At 44.6% G+C, this 14,311-nt stretch carries 11 protein-coding genes; 9 read left to right on the plus strand and 2 right to left on the minus strand.

Translation table 11 applies throughout. The features are described from left to right. Nucleotides 1-51 precede the first annotated feature (51 nt). The 7 genes from KME11_10960 (at nucleotide 52) to KME11_10990 (ending at nucleotide 9,864) form a co-directional block, all read left to right on the plus strand. Nucleotides 52-591 (plus strand): DNA starvation/stationary phase protection protein, encoded by a 540-nt coding sequence (locus KME11_10960; GenBank protein ID MBW4515734.1) that lies wholly within the window; start codon nucleotides 52-54, stop codon nucleotides 589-591. A gap of 257 nt (nucleotides 592-848) precedes the next feature. After that, complete coding sequence (locus KME11_10965; protein ID MBW4515735.1) at nucleotides 849-1,601, plus strand: ChaB family protein; 753 nt, start codon at nucleotides 849-851, stop codon at nucleotides 1,599-1,601. Between the two features lie 268 nt (nucleotides 1,602-1,869). Further along, nucleotides 1,870-2,577: a response regulator transcription factor gene (locus KME11_10970; GenBank protein ID MBW4515736.1), complete on the plus strand. Its 708-nt coding sequence runs from the start codon at nucleotides 1,870-1,872 to the stop codon at nucleotides 2,575-2,577. A 180-nt stretch (nucleotides 2,578-2,757) separates the two neighbouring features. Continuing rightward, the gene (locus KME11_10975) at nucleotides 2,758-3,360 is read left to right on the plus strand and encodes a Crp/Fnr family transcriptional regulator (GenBank protein ID MBW4515737.1); all 603 of its coding nucleotides are present in this window, start codon (nucleotides 2,758-2,760) and stop codon (nucleotides 3,358-3,360) included. A 274-nt stretch (nucleotides 3,361-3,634) separates the two neighbouring features. Further along, on the plus strand, nucleotides 3,635-4,852 hold the full coding sequence (locus KME11_10980) for a sodium:proton antiporter (protein ID MBW4515738.1): 1,218 nt from the start codon (nucleotides 3,635-3,637) through the stop codon (nucleotides 4,850-4,852). A 259-nt stretch (nucleotides 4,853-5,111) separates the two neighbouring features. Next, nucleotides 5,112-5,867 (plus strand): histidine kinase, encoded by a 756-nt coding sequence (locus KME11_10985; GenBank protein MBW4515739.1) that lies wholly within the window; start codon nucleotides 5,112-5,114, stop codon nucleotides 5,865-5,867. Between the two features lie 334 nt (nucleotides 5,868-6,201). After that, complete coding sequence (locus KME11_10990) at nucleotides 6,202-9,864, plus strand: hydantoinase B/oxoprolinase family protein (GenBank protein ID MBW4515740.1); 3,663 nt, start codon at nucleotides 6,202-6,204, stop codon at nucleotides 9,862-9,864. Nucleotides 9,865-10,329: 465 nt separating this feature from the next. Here KME11_10990 and KME11_10995 read toward each other — a convergent pair whose 3' ends face one another. Further along, entirely contained in the window at nucleotides 10,330-11,136 is an 807-nt protein-coding gene (locus tag KME11_10995; protein MBW4515741.1) for a prohibitin family protein, read from the minus strand. 103 nt (nucleotides 11,137-11,239) lie between these two features. Between KME11_10995 and KME11_11000 the strand changes: the two genes are divergently transcribed. Continuing rightward, a complete protein-coding gene (locus KME11_11000; GenBank protein ID MBW4515742.1) occupies nucleotides 11,240-11,542 on the plus strand; it encodes a hypothetical protein in 303 nt (100 codons plus the stop codon). After that, entirely contained in the window at nucleotides 11,532-12,878 is a 1,347-nt protein-coding gene (gorA, locus tag KME11_11005; GenBank protein ID MBW4515743.1) for a glutathione-disulfide reductase, read from the plus strand. Before KME11_11000 ends, gorA begins: the two co-directional genes overlap by 11 nt. Before the next feature lie 690 nt (nucleotides 12,879-13,568). Here the strand turns inward: gorA and KME11_11010 are convergent. Beyond that, entirely contained in the window at nucleotides 13,569-14,306 is a 738-nt protein-coding gene (locus KME11_11010; GenBank protein ID MBW4515744.1) for a DUF3891 family protein, read from the minus strand. Between the last annotated feature and the right edge of the window lie 5 nt (nucleotides 14,307-14,311).

The following is a 14,311-nucleotide window of genomic DNA, read 5'->3' on the forward strand; positions in this document are numbered from 1 at the left end:
TATTGTTCTAGACCAGTTTTTCGTACACTGTAACTTTTAGAGGATTTAACAATGCAACGCATTAACATTGGCTTGACAGAAGAGCAACGTAAAGGAGTTATTGATCTGCTTAATCGCGATGTATCAGATGCTTACTTGCTTTTGGTAAAAACTAAGAAATATCACTGGGATGTTGTTGGTCCTCAGTTCATTACTCTCCATAAGCTCTGGGAAACACACTATGAAGTCTTAACCGCAAACATTGATGCCATGGCCGAGCGCGTCCGGACCCTGGGCGGCTATCCTATTGGAACTATGGAAGGCTTTTTGAAACTTGCATCTATCAAGGAGCATTCAGGAGATGTTCCCACTGCTACTAACATGGTTAAGAACTTGTTGGAAGACCATGAATCAGTGGTTCGTAATATGCGTGAGCACATTACAAAAGCTAGTGAGGATTATTCAGATGAAGGGACTGCTGATTTCTTAACTGGGCTAATGGAGCAGCACGAAGAGATTGCTTGGATGCTTAGATCCTTCTTAGAAGGTGAGGCAGTTGAGCCCAGTGGCGATCGCCCCACGATGTCCCAAAAAGAGGCAGTTGGAGTCTAGCTCTCTTGCTCTTTATCTTCTAGAAAGGCGTGGATAGGTACCAATCTCTAGAGGCATCAATAGTTAGAATTACCTTGCTTCTTGCCAATGAGAAGCAAGGTAATTAAGTCATTTCCCTCGGGTTTGACAGTTGTGGTTTAACACTATCGATTCACAGCTTGCTAGCTTAGTGCACCGTCCAGATCTAGCTTCGAGTTTAGTTTCGAGATCAATTACAAAGAAAAAATCTAGGAGTATGAGTAGTGGTTGAAACATATATGGCAGAACGCACTGTCACTGCTGTTTTTCAGAAAGAGGAACAGATTGATGGAGTTGTACGCCGCCTACTAGAACGTGGCGTCTCCAGAGAACATATTTCTGTGATGGGCAGAAACTTTGAGTCTCAGACTCGCATTTCAGGATTTATCTCCAAGCGAGATGTGATTTTAGGAGGTCTGCGCACAGGTGCGGTTTTTGGCTCATTGTTTGGCTCTTTCTTCAGTTTATTGAGCGGCGTTGGTGTGCTTTTTATCCCGTTTGTAGGGCCTATTGTAGCGGCTGGGCCTATTGGGGCGCTGTTGCTGGGAGCGGCAAGTGGCGCAGTTATTGGGAGTGCGGGCGGCGGTTTGGCATCAGTGCTAACCACGCTAGGAATGCCTGAAAGTAAAGCTACGGTTTATCAGACGCGTCTGCAAGCTGGAGAGTTTGTATTAATGGCAGAAGTTCCTGCTGATAGAGCAGGCGAATTTCAACTCCTCATTGAGAGTGCTGGTGGTGAGGAAATGCATCTAGCAGACTCAGCATTGCCCCGAGCCTGTGAGGGACGTTGCGGAGGTGCTGAAGATTTGTCTCCTGAGGTACGGGCGCACTTGTCGCCAGAGGCTCAAGCTGCGTTTATTGAGTCTTACAATGCCTCTTTTGACAAATCGAATGATGTGACTCAAGCCGAGCAGACGGCATGGCAAACTATTCATGATCATTATGATGAGGACGAAAATGGTGTTTGGTCAAAAATGAAGGTCACTGCCTAGTGCTCTTTTCAAAACCACAGCCATTGAAAAGAATAAAAAGGGGACAGAAGTAGCCTGCTGTCCCCTTTTTAGTTGTTCTAATTACTTCTTTCCAAGTATATCTGCCTTAAGGAGGATACAATTGATCTCATTTCTACCCCATGATATGTACGCTGCCGCAAGGAGTAGTCTTGTTGATAAAATTCAGCTTATTGACAACATCGTGCCTTAAACGGAGCCTCAGAATGAGAGAAATGACTGTCCTTATGATGTTCCGGAGATGTGTGTGATGGACAATATCACGACAGATTTTATTACGATTGTGCTAGTAGAAGATCATGACCTGACTCGTATAGGCATGAAGGCAGCTTTACAACGGCAGCCTGATATTCAAATTCTGGGTGAGGCTGAAAATGGAACGAAGGGTTTGCAGCTACTGCAAATCTCTCGCCCTACTGTTGCTATTGTGGATATCGGGCTGCCTGATATGGATGGAATTGAACTGACGCGACGTTTCCGAGCCACTCAAACAACAGAAACTAAGATTTTAATTCTGACTATGCATGATAGCGAAGAGGCTGTCTTAGCAGCGTTCGCAGCAGGTGCAGATTCTTACTGTATGAAGGATACCAGCACTGAACAACTAGTTAGTGCTATTCATGTGACGGCGGCGGGTGATAACTGGATTGATCCGTCGATCGCTTCTGTTATTCTTAAGCAAACTCGTTCTACTGAAACCGAAGCTGTTCCGAGTGTAGCGATCGAGGCAATTGATCCTGAGTTTGGGCATCTTTTACAAAATTCTCCCTTAACAGTGCGAGAGTTAGACGTATTGAGGTTAATTGTTGAAGGATGCAGCAATGAAGCGATCGGGAAGAGACTTTACTTAACTGTAGGAACTGTCAAAACTCATGTTCGCAACATCCTTAATAAAATGTGTGTTGATGATAGAACACAGGCAGCCGTCCGGGCGCTTCGAGCCGGATTAGTTAAATAACCCAAGACTTGAGAGATATAATACATCTGCTCCTGAACTATGGTTATATCTGGGGGTAGATGGACTTAGAACTTTGGCTCTGGTTAACTAAATAAGACCTAACAGTATTGCTAAAAAGCCAGGTTAGCGACTCTTTTGAATTTAATGAAAATCGATTAATTTCACAAAGACTGTATCTTTATGACAATGACCTTAAGTGAATACTCAGTTAAAGATAGCGCTCCCTTTGAAAAATCTTTGCCTAAGACGTTACAGCATTTCCAGCGTCGAGAAAGTATTCCTCTTAATCAAAACACCTTGTGGCAAATTGAAAGTGGTGTTGTGCGGACTGCCACATGGGGAACAGATGCAGCAATAGTTCCCCTAGGCTTCTGGGGTTCTGAGGACATTATTGGATTACCTTTGTCTCAGATTGCTCCTTACCAAATTGACTGCTTGACAGATGTAACTGTTCGCATTTTGTCTAATGGGTTGCCCTACCCTCTAGACGCGATGATTTCTCATATTCAGCAAATGGAGGAGCTCTTAAGAATGATGCACAGCAATTCTGTTGAGCAGCGGTTGCTGAAATTCTTATTTTGGTTTGCTAACAAGTTTGGACAGGATACAAATGATGGGCAAATTATCAAGGTCCGTTTGACTCATCAAGAAATTGCGGAAGTTATTGGTTCAACTCGAGTTACAGTGACTCGCTTGCTCCAAAAATTCCAATCCGAACGAATGCTGAATTGGTCGGAAGAGCGATACATGCTACTTGGATATTCTGCTGATTTAGCGTCGTGATTTCTAGGAGGATGTCTGAGAAGTCTCAAGGATTTTTACACTCGCCTCCCAACCCCCCATTCTGGGGGACTTCCGCACCAGTCCTCCTTCAAAGTCGCCCAGAATGGGGGATTTAGGGGGCGGATCGGATAACAATTTAGACTTCTCAGACATCTTCTAAGGTTATCGAGTGATATCAGTATACTTTTCTTTAAGCCTCTTTCCTTTGGGAGAGAGGTTATATATTAAGTCGGTAAAAGCCAAACTTTAACTAGATTATTACTCAATATCTATTATGGACGTTTACATTCTTGACCTGTTAGTCATCGGGCTTCTGCTACTATTTGTAACTCTAGGCTCCGGCTGGATTGGACGCTTACCCTTTTCTTATGCCTTGATTTATTTGTGCGTAGGTATTGCTTTAGGACCTTATGGGTTTAATTTAATTCAGTTACGTCCAGGTGCAGAATTTTTACAACGGTTAACTGAGTTTGTGGTGCTGATCTCTCTATTCAGCTGTGGATTAAAGATGAATCGGCGTTTCAAGTTAAGGACTTGGAAGTCAACGCTTCAGTTAATTGGAGGGGTGATGCCCATTTCAATTTTTGCGGCTGCGGCTGTAGGGCATTGGCTCTTAGGATTGAACTGGGGAGCTTCTATTTTATTAGGCGCAATTCTTGCTCCTACTGACCCAGTACTCGCTTCAGAAGTTCAACTTTCTGACCCTACCGATCGCGACGAACTGCGGTTTGGTTTAACGTCGGAGGGCGGATTGAATGATGCGTTGGCATTTCCTTTTGTTTATTTTGGATTACGGTGGATTAATGACAGCAATTGGCAAAATTGGATTTCAGAATGGGTGTTGATTGATCTATTTTGGGCGATCGCTGCTGGTTTGATAATAGGAGTGGTGGTTCCGAAAGGCATTGTCTGGATTGATAAACGGCTTCAACGCATTCGCCCAGCTGACGCTCTCATGGAAGATTTTGTAGCAATTGGAATTGTTTTTATAACCTACTCAATTGCTGAGATTATAAATGGTTATGGATTTTTGGCAGTTTTTGTAGCAGGTATTATTACTCAGCGGAGCTATCGTGACCCGGAAAAGCGCCTCTCTCAGTTAGAGTTTATGGAAAGAATTGAAAAGCTCTTTGAGGTTGGGACTATTCTCCTTCTAGGAGCGTTGCTGCTCATAGAACCCATACAACGCTTTTTGGTTCCTGCTTTAACTATGGCTGGGCTCTTGCTTTTTGTAATTCGTCCATTAGGAGTGTGGGTCAGTACAATCGGTCAGCCTACTCCGGTGCGTCTACTTTGGGGTTGGTTTGGTATCCGAGGGGTCGGTTCTATTTACTACCTATCCTATGCTTTAGGAGAAGGTTTAAAAGATGAACTAGGGGAGCAAATTGCTTGGATTACTTTCATGACGATCGTCATTTCAGTGGTACTGCATGGTATTACTGCTACATCTTTAATGAACTGGTACGAACGTCAAACAAATGATGCTACTTAGGTTGGTGTGAGCACGGCGGAATGAAAGGATAAATTCCTGTAAAATCCCTTTTCTTAGAGAGAGGAATTTGATGAGATTTTTGACTGTGTTACCACTCAACTAAACTGTTCTAATCGCTATTCTCAAAGGGTAAGCCACTAAGTTTAATAATTTAGTTTGGCACCAAGAGATTGCTGTAAAGTTATCTCTCTGGATGGATGGAGTTGAAGTATGTAAATGCTTAGGATATATCTTTAACGCCTTAATCATGAGAAATGATATGTCTAATTCTATAAAAGAGCGTGTCAAAGCTGACTTAGAACAAGCGAAAGTTGAGGGGCAAGTCCGAGTAGAGCGCTTACAGGACATTATTAAAAGCGCAGTCTCCCAAGCTGTAGACGAAATACAGGGAGGATCTGGTGAGATTCGGCTGATTGTACGAGATGCGATCGCTGCACTAGTAGAAAGCTTGGGTGAACGGGGCAAGCATACTAAAGATGAAGCTGTTGCCTCAGTAGAAGGGTTGCTTGAGGGTCTTAGTCGTTCTAAACAAGATGCAATAAGTCGGACTGAACGGGAAATTCAACAGTTACAAACTCGTATGGAACAAGAAGAACGAGATTTGGATGAAACAATGAACGTTGCTGTTAGCGAACTTGAGTCGGCTAGTGCAAACGATTCTTCAGAAATTAAGGAGCTATTATCCACCATGGTAGATCGACTCAAAAATACTGAAGAAGCCTCTCTATTAAAGAAACGCTATGGTCAGTTGCAAACTCAGTTAGCAATTGTTAAGGCAAATCTGGCACTACGATATGGCGATCGCTACGATGAAGTAAAGCATCACTTAGACAATGCTAAAGTTTGGCACGATACTGCAAAAACTCAAGCCGATGACCTTGAGTCGGGTTTAGTGCAGCAGAAACAAGCTGAGTTTGAGACAAAACTAGGGCAGGCAGGGACGGCTGTGGCTCGAAAAGAGAAAGAAGTGAAGCGCTTGCTTAAGGAGCTATGGCACACTCTGACTGATAAATAACTTACATTTTTCTGATGGAGCTATTTAAGGGTCTGGCATAAGCTGATTTTCTAGTCCTTAACTTAATGAGAGGGTAGTTCATCTTTGTAGGAGTGTAGCTGAGTATCCGTCTAAGAAGTTTGGTTAGAACTTTTATTTTGCTTAACTTAAGGGCTTAACCGCTTACTTTGCTAAATATTTTGAGATAGGCATTATACGATGTACAGTCTATGTACAGTAGTATGATGCCTATTTTGGCGGCTTATCTTCTTACATTCGTGACGTGGGGAGGCATGAGGCTTTTGTAACTTTGATCAGTTAATGTTCTGTTCACTCTTAATTAGAGCTAAAGATGATGAGTCTTAACGACATAAATCATTTACCTTGCCTAGCACAGAAGCGCTGGCAGTTTTGGATCGATCGCGGCGGCACATTCACAGATATAGTAGCGCGTAGTTCCGACGGTGAAATTTTGGTAAGTAAACTGCTATCTGAAAATCCAGAGCGTTACCGTGATCCAGCCGTACAGGGCATTCGAGAAATCTTAGGACTTTCTGTCAATGATCCTATTCCGCCCGATCGCGTTGAAGTAGTGAAGATGGGAACAACAGTTGCTACTAATGCACTGCTGGAGCGTAAAGGCGATCGCACTTTGTTACTGGTCACAAAAGGATTCCGAGATGCGTTACGAATTGGGTATCAGAATCGTCCTCAGATTTTTGCACGTCAGATTATTTTACCGGAAATGTTGTACGAGCGCGTCATTGAAGTAGAAGAACGCTATAGTGCACAGGGCGAGGTATTAGAGCCGATCCAGATCAATGAGGCGCTGAAGCGATCGCTGCAAGCTGCCTACACGGATGGGATTCGTTCTTGTGCCATTGTTTTTCTACACAGCTATCACTATCCAGCCCATGAACAGCAGATGGCGGCGATCGCTCGTGAGATGGGATTTACTCAAATCTCGGTTTCTCATCAAGTAAGTCCTCTCATGAAGTTGGTTAGCCGAGGAGATACCACGGTGATCGATGCGTACCTATCTCCCATCTTGCGACGATATGTCCGGCAAGTTGCCATGGATTTGGGGCAAGAGACTCCACTAATGTTTATGCAGTCGAATGGTGGACTCACGAACGCTTATCAATTTCAAGGCAAGGATAGTATCCTCTCTGGGCCTGCGGGAGGAATTGTTGGGGCAGTCAAAACCTCAATAATGGCAGGATTTAACAAAATCATTAGCTTCGATATGGGTGGTACGTCTACTGATGTCTCACACTTTAATGGTGAATATGAACGCACCTTCGAGACAGAAGTTGCAGGAGTCCGGCTACGTGCGCCCATGATGGCGATCCATACTGTTGCAGCGGGCGGCGGCTCGATTCTGACATTTGATGGGTTTCGCTATCAGGTGGGAGCTAACTCTGCTGGAGCTAACCCGGGGCCTGCCTGCTATCGTCGGGGTGGTCCTTTAACCGTGACAGATTGCAATGTCATGGTGGGTAAGGTTCAAGCTGATTACTTTCCTACAGTATTCGGGGCAGAAGGAAACCTACCCCTTGATGCGATAGGGGTGCGCCAACAATTTGCCGCATTAGCGGACGAAATTGAACAGGCTACGGGTAGATTGCAGGCTCCTGAGCAAATTGCAGCAGGTTTTTTGACGATCGCCATTGACAAAATGGCGAATGCAATTAAAAAGATCTCAGTTCAACGGGGCTACGATGTGATGGCATATACGTTGTGCTGTTTTGGGGGTGCTGGAGGTCAGCACGCTTGTTTAATTGCTGAAGCATTAGGGATGACCCAGATTTTTATTCATTCTTTGGCAGGCGTATTGTCGGCTTATGGAATGGGCTTGGCGGATGTGCGATCGCTGAAAGAACAAGCTGTAGAGGTACGATTAACAGTTGAGGCTATATCCACTTTACAGCAGACTTTAGTAGAGTTAGCCACCATTGCGCGAGATGAAATTGTATCTCAAGGGATAGAGGATAGCCACATTCAAATCTTGAAAAAAGTCCATTTGCGATACGAGGGCACAGATTCGGCTCTGGTAGTAGATTTTGCTGATCTTAAAGGAATGCGATCGCATTTTGAGCAAAGTTATCACCAGCGATATAGCTTCACAATGTTCAACAAGGAATTGATTGTGGAAGCGGTTTCGGTCGAAGCCATTGGCAAAACTCTAGATTTGATAGAACCTGTAGCCCCACCAACCAGAACCACAGCGCTAAAACCTGTTGCCAGGGTCGAAATTTATACCAAAGGCAATTGGCACGAAACTCCTGTTTATCAGCGTCAAGATTTGCAACCGGGCGATCGCATTAGGGGAGCGGCGTTGATTGTGGAAGCAACGGGGACGAACGTGATTGAGCCGGGATGGTATGCGGAACTAACCAGGCAAAACCATTTAATACTGAGTCGAGAGGAATCGTTTCTAGTACGGCACTCTCAGACAGAAATTGAAGACTTGAGGGACGAAAAACCTGATCCTGTACGGTTAGAGATTTTTAACAATTTGTTTCGAGCGATCGCTGAAGAAATGGGCGTTACCCTTCAAAACACTAGCTACTCGGTCAATATTAAAGAACGGTTAGACTTCTCTTGTGCCATCTTCAACTCACACGGAGAGCTTGTTGCTAATGCCCCTCATATTCCGGTTCATCTGGGTTCTATGAGTGAGAGTATTCGTGCATTAATTCGGGCAAAAGGTCGCGTTCTCAAACCAGGAGATGTCTATCTTTCTAATAATCCTTACAATGGCGGCACCCATTTACCAGATATTACTGTCATTACTCCCGTGTTTTTAGAAGCGAGAATGCCTCTGTTTTACGTTGCATCTCGTGGTCATCACGCTGATATCGGTGGAATTACCCCTGGCTCTATGCCACCGCACAGCATTACCGTTGAGCAGGAAGGGGTGTTGCTTGATAATCAACAGCTTGTAGATCAAGGACAATTCCTCGAAGCTCAATTATTAAGCGAGTTAACCAAAGGAATTTACCCTGCACGCAATCCAGGACAGAACATTGCGGATTTACAAGCGCAGATTGCAGCCAATGAAAGAGGGGTAACAGAGCTATGTCGTATTGTGAGTCAGTATGGACTAAACCAGGTAAACGCCTATATGAAGCATGTGCAAGATAATGCAGAAGCTGCGGTACAGCGAGTCATTGATCAGTTGCAATCGGGTGATTTTATCTATCCTACTGATGAGAGCAGTCAGATTCAAGTTAGTGTTCGTATTGATCATTGCGATCGCTCTGCAACGATTGATTTCACGGGTACTTCTCCTCAGCAAGCCAGTAACTTTAATGCTCCTCTTGCCGTATGTAAAGCTGCCGTATTATATGTCTTTCGCACCTTGGTAGATGATGATATCCCGTTAAATGAAGGCTGCCTAAAACCGTTAAACATTATTGTTCCAGATGGATGTATGCTTAATCCGCGCCATCCGGCTGCGGTAGTAGCTGGTAACGTTGAAACCTCTCAGGCGATCGTCGATTCCTTATATGGTGCGCTGGGCATCCTGGCAGCGTCTCAGGGAACTATGAACAATTTCACCTTTGGCAATGCGCAGCATCAGTATTATGAGACTATTTGTGGCGGCTCTGGTGCTGGGCAAGATTTCGATGGTACTGATGCAATCCAAACCCATATGACAAATTCGCGTTTGACTGATCCAGAGGTGCTGGAGTGGCGGTTTCCAGTGCTGGTAGAATCGTTCTCTATCCGTAGCGACAGCGGTGGTGCCGGACGGCACAGAGGCGGAAACGGCGTAATTCGGCGCATTCAATTTCGGGAAGCCATGACAGCAGCAATTTTGTCAGGACATCGAGTAATTCCTCCGTTTGGATTAAAGGGGGGCGAATCAGGGGTGATCGGGCAAAATCGCGTTGAGCGCTGCAATGCCACGATCGAAGTTCTGGGCAGTAAAGCAGAAGTGTCTATGAATGCAGGTGATATTTTCGTAATTGAAACACCAGGAGGGGGTGGTTTTGGGCGCGATGAGCAGTAGTTTAATAAGCAATTGCAGAAGCCCTTTGGCTACAGCAAAAACTGCTCTAAGCCATTTATTTTTACTTGAATGTGAGTTGCACTGAATAACAAAAGCGATCGCCCCGTGAAATTGATTTACCGTAGACGAGCGAACCAGTTCTTAGAGGATGTCTGAGAAGTCTAGGTGCTATCCAATCCGCCCCCTAAATCCCCCATTCTGGGGGACTTTGAAGGGGGACTGGTGCGGAAGTCCCCCAGAATGGCAGGGCTGATCTATTGAAAGAAGGAAAATACCTATGCTCCTTATCCTTCTGTTGAGTATCGGTAGACACCCATATAAGCTCAAACCCAAGAATGGGGGTTATGAGGTTTTCCTCTAATTAATAGATCAGCCCTGCCCCAGAATGGGGGGTTGGGGGGCGAGTGTAAGAATCTTTGATACTTCTCAGACATCCTCTAACAGAGTATTGTTACTCGCAGGTTTCTAATTGTGGCTTAGGTTTGTATCTAAATTTAGAAATGGTACGGCTCCGTTGCCACCTAGTACCTGTGGAAACTTTCCATCCCACTTTTCGATCGCTTGCTTTTGCAATAACTCAGCTGTTAAGGTTTCCCGCAGCAGGCGCTGTGCTTCAGCTTGTCCTTTCGCTCGATTAATCGTTGCTTCAGCTTCCTGTTCAGCTTCCCGCGCAATGTACACAGCCCGTTGTGCGCGTTGTTCAGCAATTTGCTTTTCTTCGACTGCCTTTGAAAACTCAAGGGAGAAATTTAAGTCGACGACACTGGTATCCAGCACGATAATACCGTATTTTTCTAATCGTTCTCCTAAGGCTATATCAAAGTCTTTTTTCAACTCGTCACGCTTAGTAATCGCTTCTTCAACGGTGCGTCGGGCGGCTGCAATTTTGAATGATTCTTGAGTCTGGGGTGCAATGATTTTAGACACAATGTTTTGTAACGTTCCTTGAGTTCGTCGAATAGCCACGACCTGAACTGGATCAAGCCTAAAGTTAATCGCAAAACTGGCGGTTAGCTGCTGCAAATCTTTCGTTGAGCTTTGAGCAGGAACCTCAAATTTTTGGACAGTCAGATCGTAAATATCTACGTTTGAAATTAGGGGCGGCTTAAAGTGAACCCCTTCAAGCAGTACGCCATCTCTTGCTTTTCCAAGAGTACTCAATACGCCTGCTTCTCCTGGGTTGATGATAACAAAGGAGTTAAGTCCAATAAATGCAGCAATTGTCAGCAAAATAACTAGCGTAGTCGTTTGCCAACTAGGTTGACCTTTCATTATTCTGTCCTGGCTTCTGGTCTTCTTGACTTTAGCAGGAGTGCTTCAAAAATAAGCTGTTTAGAAGTTGAAATTACAACCAGTAAAGCTATTAAGGAGTTGCGTGAAAATAAAACCCCAATGGGATGCATTGACTTATCAGCCCCCTAAATCCCCCATTCTGGGGCGACTTCCGAACCTGTCAAAGTCCCCCATTCTGGGGGATTTAGGGGGCGGTTCGGGGCGTTATTTAATTGCAACTCCCTTACTCCCTGTCATGGGCATTGAGAGCTTGCTGCGAAATCGCGATGCCTTAAAAGCACTATTCAAGCTGCCTTATATCTCTTTGGGTAGAGGTAAAGGTCATGACCTAGCAAAGTATAGTTTAGGCATGGTCAATCTTGGAGTAGTGTTGCATGAGCTATGATTATGACCTATTTGTAATTGGAGCAGGGCCCGGAGGATTGGCAGCATCTAAGCGGGCTGCCCAGTATGGCGCTAGGGTGGGAATTGCTGATTTGTCTGAATTAGGCGGGTGCTGTGTTAATCGAGGCTGCATTGCTAAAAAGCTTATGGTTTATGCAGCAGATTTTGCTCATTTGACCAAGACTGAAGTTGACTATGGGTGGAGTCAAGCAAGAGTCCAGTTTGATTGGCAACGCTTCGTTGGGCTTAGAGATCAAGAAATTCAGCGATTGCGTCAGGTACATCAGCGAACTTTAGAAGATGCTGGCATTGACTTTATCCCACAGCGAGCGACCTTCGCGGATGCTCATACACTACAGGTAGGCGATCGCTCCATCACTGCAAATAAGATTTTAATTGCTGTAGGCGGTAAACCGATCAAGCCAAAGATTTCGGGCATTGAACATGCTCTAACGTCCAATGATATGTTCGATCTGAAGCAGTTACCAAGCCAGATTGCAATTATTGGAGGTGGCTACATTGGCGTGGAATTTGCCAGCATCTTACAGGCGTTAGGTACCCAGGTGACTTTGATAGATCATGATAACGCTATCTTAAGTGGCTTTGATGATGACGTGCGACTTGCCGTTCAGAATGGTTTGATTCAACGCGGCATTTCCGTTCTGTGCAATACAAATGTTCAGTCAATTGAACAGATTTCGGAAGGCTTGCGTTTAATGATAGAAGGCGATCGCTTTGAGCCGTTAACGGCTGATGTGGTGCTATGTGCAACAGGTCGTACTCCTAATTTAGAAGGCTTACAGTTAGAGAAGGCAGCGATCGAAATTAACGATAAGGCGATCGAGGTCGATGATCATAGCCGCACCAGTCAAGCCCACATCTTTGCGATTGGTGACTGCACTAGCCGAGTCCAGCTAACGACCCTGGCGCGTTCAGCAGGACGAGCTTTTGCCGATAGTGAATTTGGCAATCAACCCTGCACTGTCGATTATGATTTGGCGCTCTCGGCAGTGTGTTCTCGACCGGAGGCAGCAGCAGTAGGACTCAGTGAAGCTCAAGCCCAAGCAAAGTATAGTGAAGACCAGGTTAAGTGCTATCGCAGTGAGTTTCAGCCTTTGTTTTATAGCCTAAGCCATTGCTCTGAAAAGACCTTAATGAAACTAGTGGTGCAAAGAGAATCCGATCGCTTGCTTGGAATTCACATGGTTGGGGAGAATGCAGCAGAGATTGTACAAAGTTTAGCAATAACTGTGCAGCAGGGAATGACTAAAGCTGAGTTCGATAAAAATATTGGCATTCATCCTTCCACTGCCGAAGAATTCTTCTCTCTAAATTAAGCATTCTATTGGGAGCAGTTGGCTCATTAGTAAATGTCCCTTGAGAACTCGCTTCCAATCGCCCAAGCAATGCTTTGATCATGCTTAAAATCTCGCCAAGAACGATCGACTTTTGCAGAAAATGCTGGTTACTCCAAGGAGATGCCTCTACGCGATCGGGCAACACACTATATCCTGAGAAATAACTGACACCAGAAACATCTCGCCAAAAATAAGAGTAGGTTTAGGTAACTCCATCATAAGTTTAAAGGATTCAGTTGATGCTTGAGGTTAACCATTAGAATTCTGGCGTTGTTGAATGAGAAGGCATGAAAATCCGGTTCCCCTGCCCTTTTAGGGAAGGGGCTAGGGGTTAGGTTGAGCCAATGCAGCGAGACAGACCTCTCCCCAACCCCTCTCCTGAAGGAAAGGGGCTTTGAGCAAATTCATACTTTCATTCAGCACCGCCAGAATTCTTATTTAGGCAGCCTCTGTCATAACCGAATGATTGAGAAAATGCTCAATCGATCTCACCACTTTTAAGCCAGTTGCACAATCTAATAATTCCAAGGTTTCTACTAACTGATAAACTTTATGACTAGCATTCTCAGATGGTGTCTTCGGGATCTTTTAGTTCGCAGCGCTTGCTCTGCCTATTCTATCTAAACCCCTTGCTTGGTAATTAAGGAACAATTATTACAGGAGAAATTTCTAAAGATTAATTTCTTTGGCAAATGTCCATTCTAGAAGAGTTACAGGAGCTTCTTTAAGATCGGATGCCAATTCCTCTGTACTCTCGTACTTAAGCTTTGATAATAGACAAGCTTCAACGTTGACAATGAATTTATCATCTTCAAAGGGCCAAGGCTCTACGGTAATCGATTCGTCGCTAAGCTGTCGCAAATCATAGCGCTGCCCATCAATGCCACTCGTAATTTCTAAGGCACGGCTGACCTGAGGAACCTGTTTTTGCGTCAGAATTAAGGAGAGGCGATCGCACCATCTCATAAACTGGTAAGCCCGCTCCACTTCGTCGTGCTCTATCCCTAATCCCTGACAGTACTCTTCCTGTAGCTGTGCTTGTCCTTTAAAGAAGCGCTTCCATTCAGTAGACTCATCTTGTTTAGATTGACAGATAAAACAGATATGTTTAGAGGTTAATAGTGTGACCCAACGACCTCGATAACGGGCTTGTTGAATGTGTTCCTCTAATTTCTCAATTGAGTTCTCTGGATCAAGCATAAAGTCTAGAGGAGCACCAGCAGGAGTAAGCTGATGACCTTCCCACTCACGTTCTAAATCATCATGGTGAGAAATTGCTGCTAAGGTTTCATATATTCTTTCGGGGAAGTCTCTCCTACGCCAATGCCCACCAATTTGTGCAGCTAGAAGAGCGTGTGCCCGATGATAAATTACTTCCCAACCATTTTCAATTAAGTTAACGATCATAAATC

The organism is Timaviella obliquedivisa GSE-PSE-MK23-08B (assembly GCA_019358855.1).
Classification (GTDB): domain Bacteria; phylum Cyanobacteriota; class Cyanobacteriia; order Elainellales; family Elainellaceae; genus Timaviella; species Timaviella obliquedivisa.

Excerpts from the sequence above, each read along its gene's own strand:
- KME11_10960 (MBW4515734.1), top strand. The coding sequence starts at position 52 with ATGCAACGCATTAACATTGGCTTGACAGAAGAGCAACGTAAAGGAGTT.
- KME11_10965 (MBW4515735.1), top strand. The coding sequence starts at position 849 with ATGGCAGAACGCACTGTCACTGCTGTTTTTCAGAAAGAGGAACAGATT.
- KME11_10970 (MBW4515736.1), top strand. The coding sequence starts at position 1,870 with ATGGACAATATCACGACAGATTTTATTACGATTGTGCTAGTAGAAGAT.
- KME11_10975 (MBW4515737.1), top strand. The coding sequence starts at position 2,758 with ATGACAATGACCTTAAGTGAATACTCAGTTAAAGATAGCGCTCCCTTT.
- KME11_10980 (MBW4515738.1), top strand. The coding sequence starts at position 3,635 with ATGGACGTTTACATTCTTGACCTGTTAGTCATCGGGCTTCTGCTACTA.
- KME11_10985 (MBW4515739.1), top strand. The coding sequence starts at position 5,112 with ATGTCTAATTCTATAAAAGAGCGTGTCAAAGCTGACTTAGAACAAGCG.
- KME11_10990 (MBW4515740.1), top strand. The coding sequence starts at position 6,202 with ATGAGTCTTAACGACATAAATCATTTACCTTGCCTAGCACAGAAGCGC.
- KME11_10995 (MBW4515741.1), bottom strand. The coding sequence starts at position 11,136 with ATGAAAGGTCAACCTAGTTGGCAAACGACTACGCTAGTTATTTTGCTG.
- gorA (MBW4515743.1), top strand. The coding sequence starts at position 11,532 with ATGAGCTATGATTATGACCTATTTGTAATTGGAGCAGGGCCCGGAGGA.
- KME11_11010 (MBW4515744.1), bottom strand. The coding sequence starts at position 14,306 with ATGATCGTTAACTTAATTGAAAATGGTTGGGAAGTAATTTATCATCGG.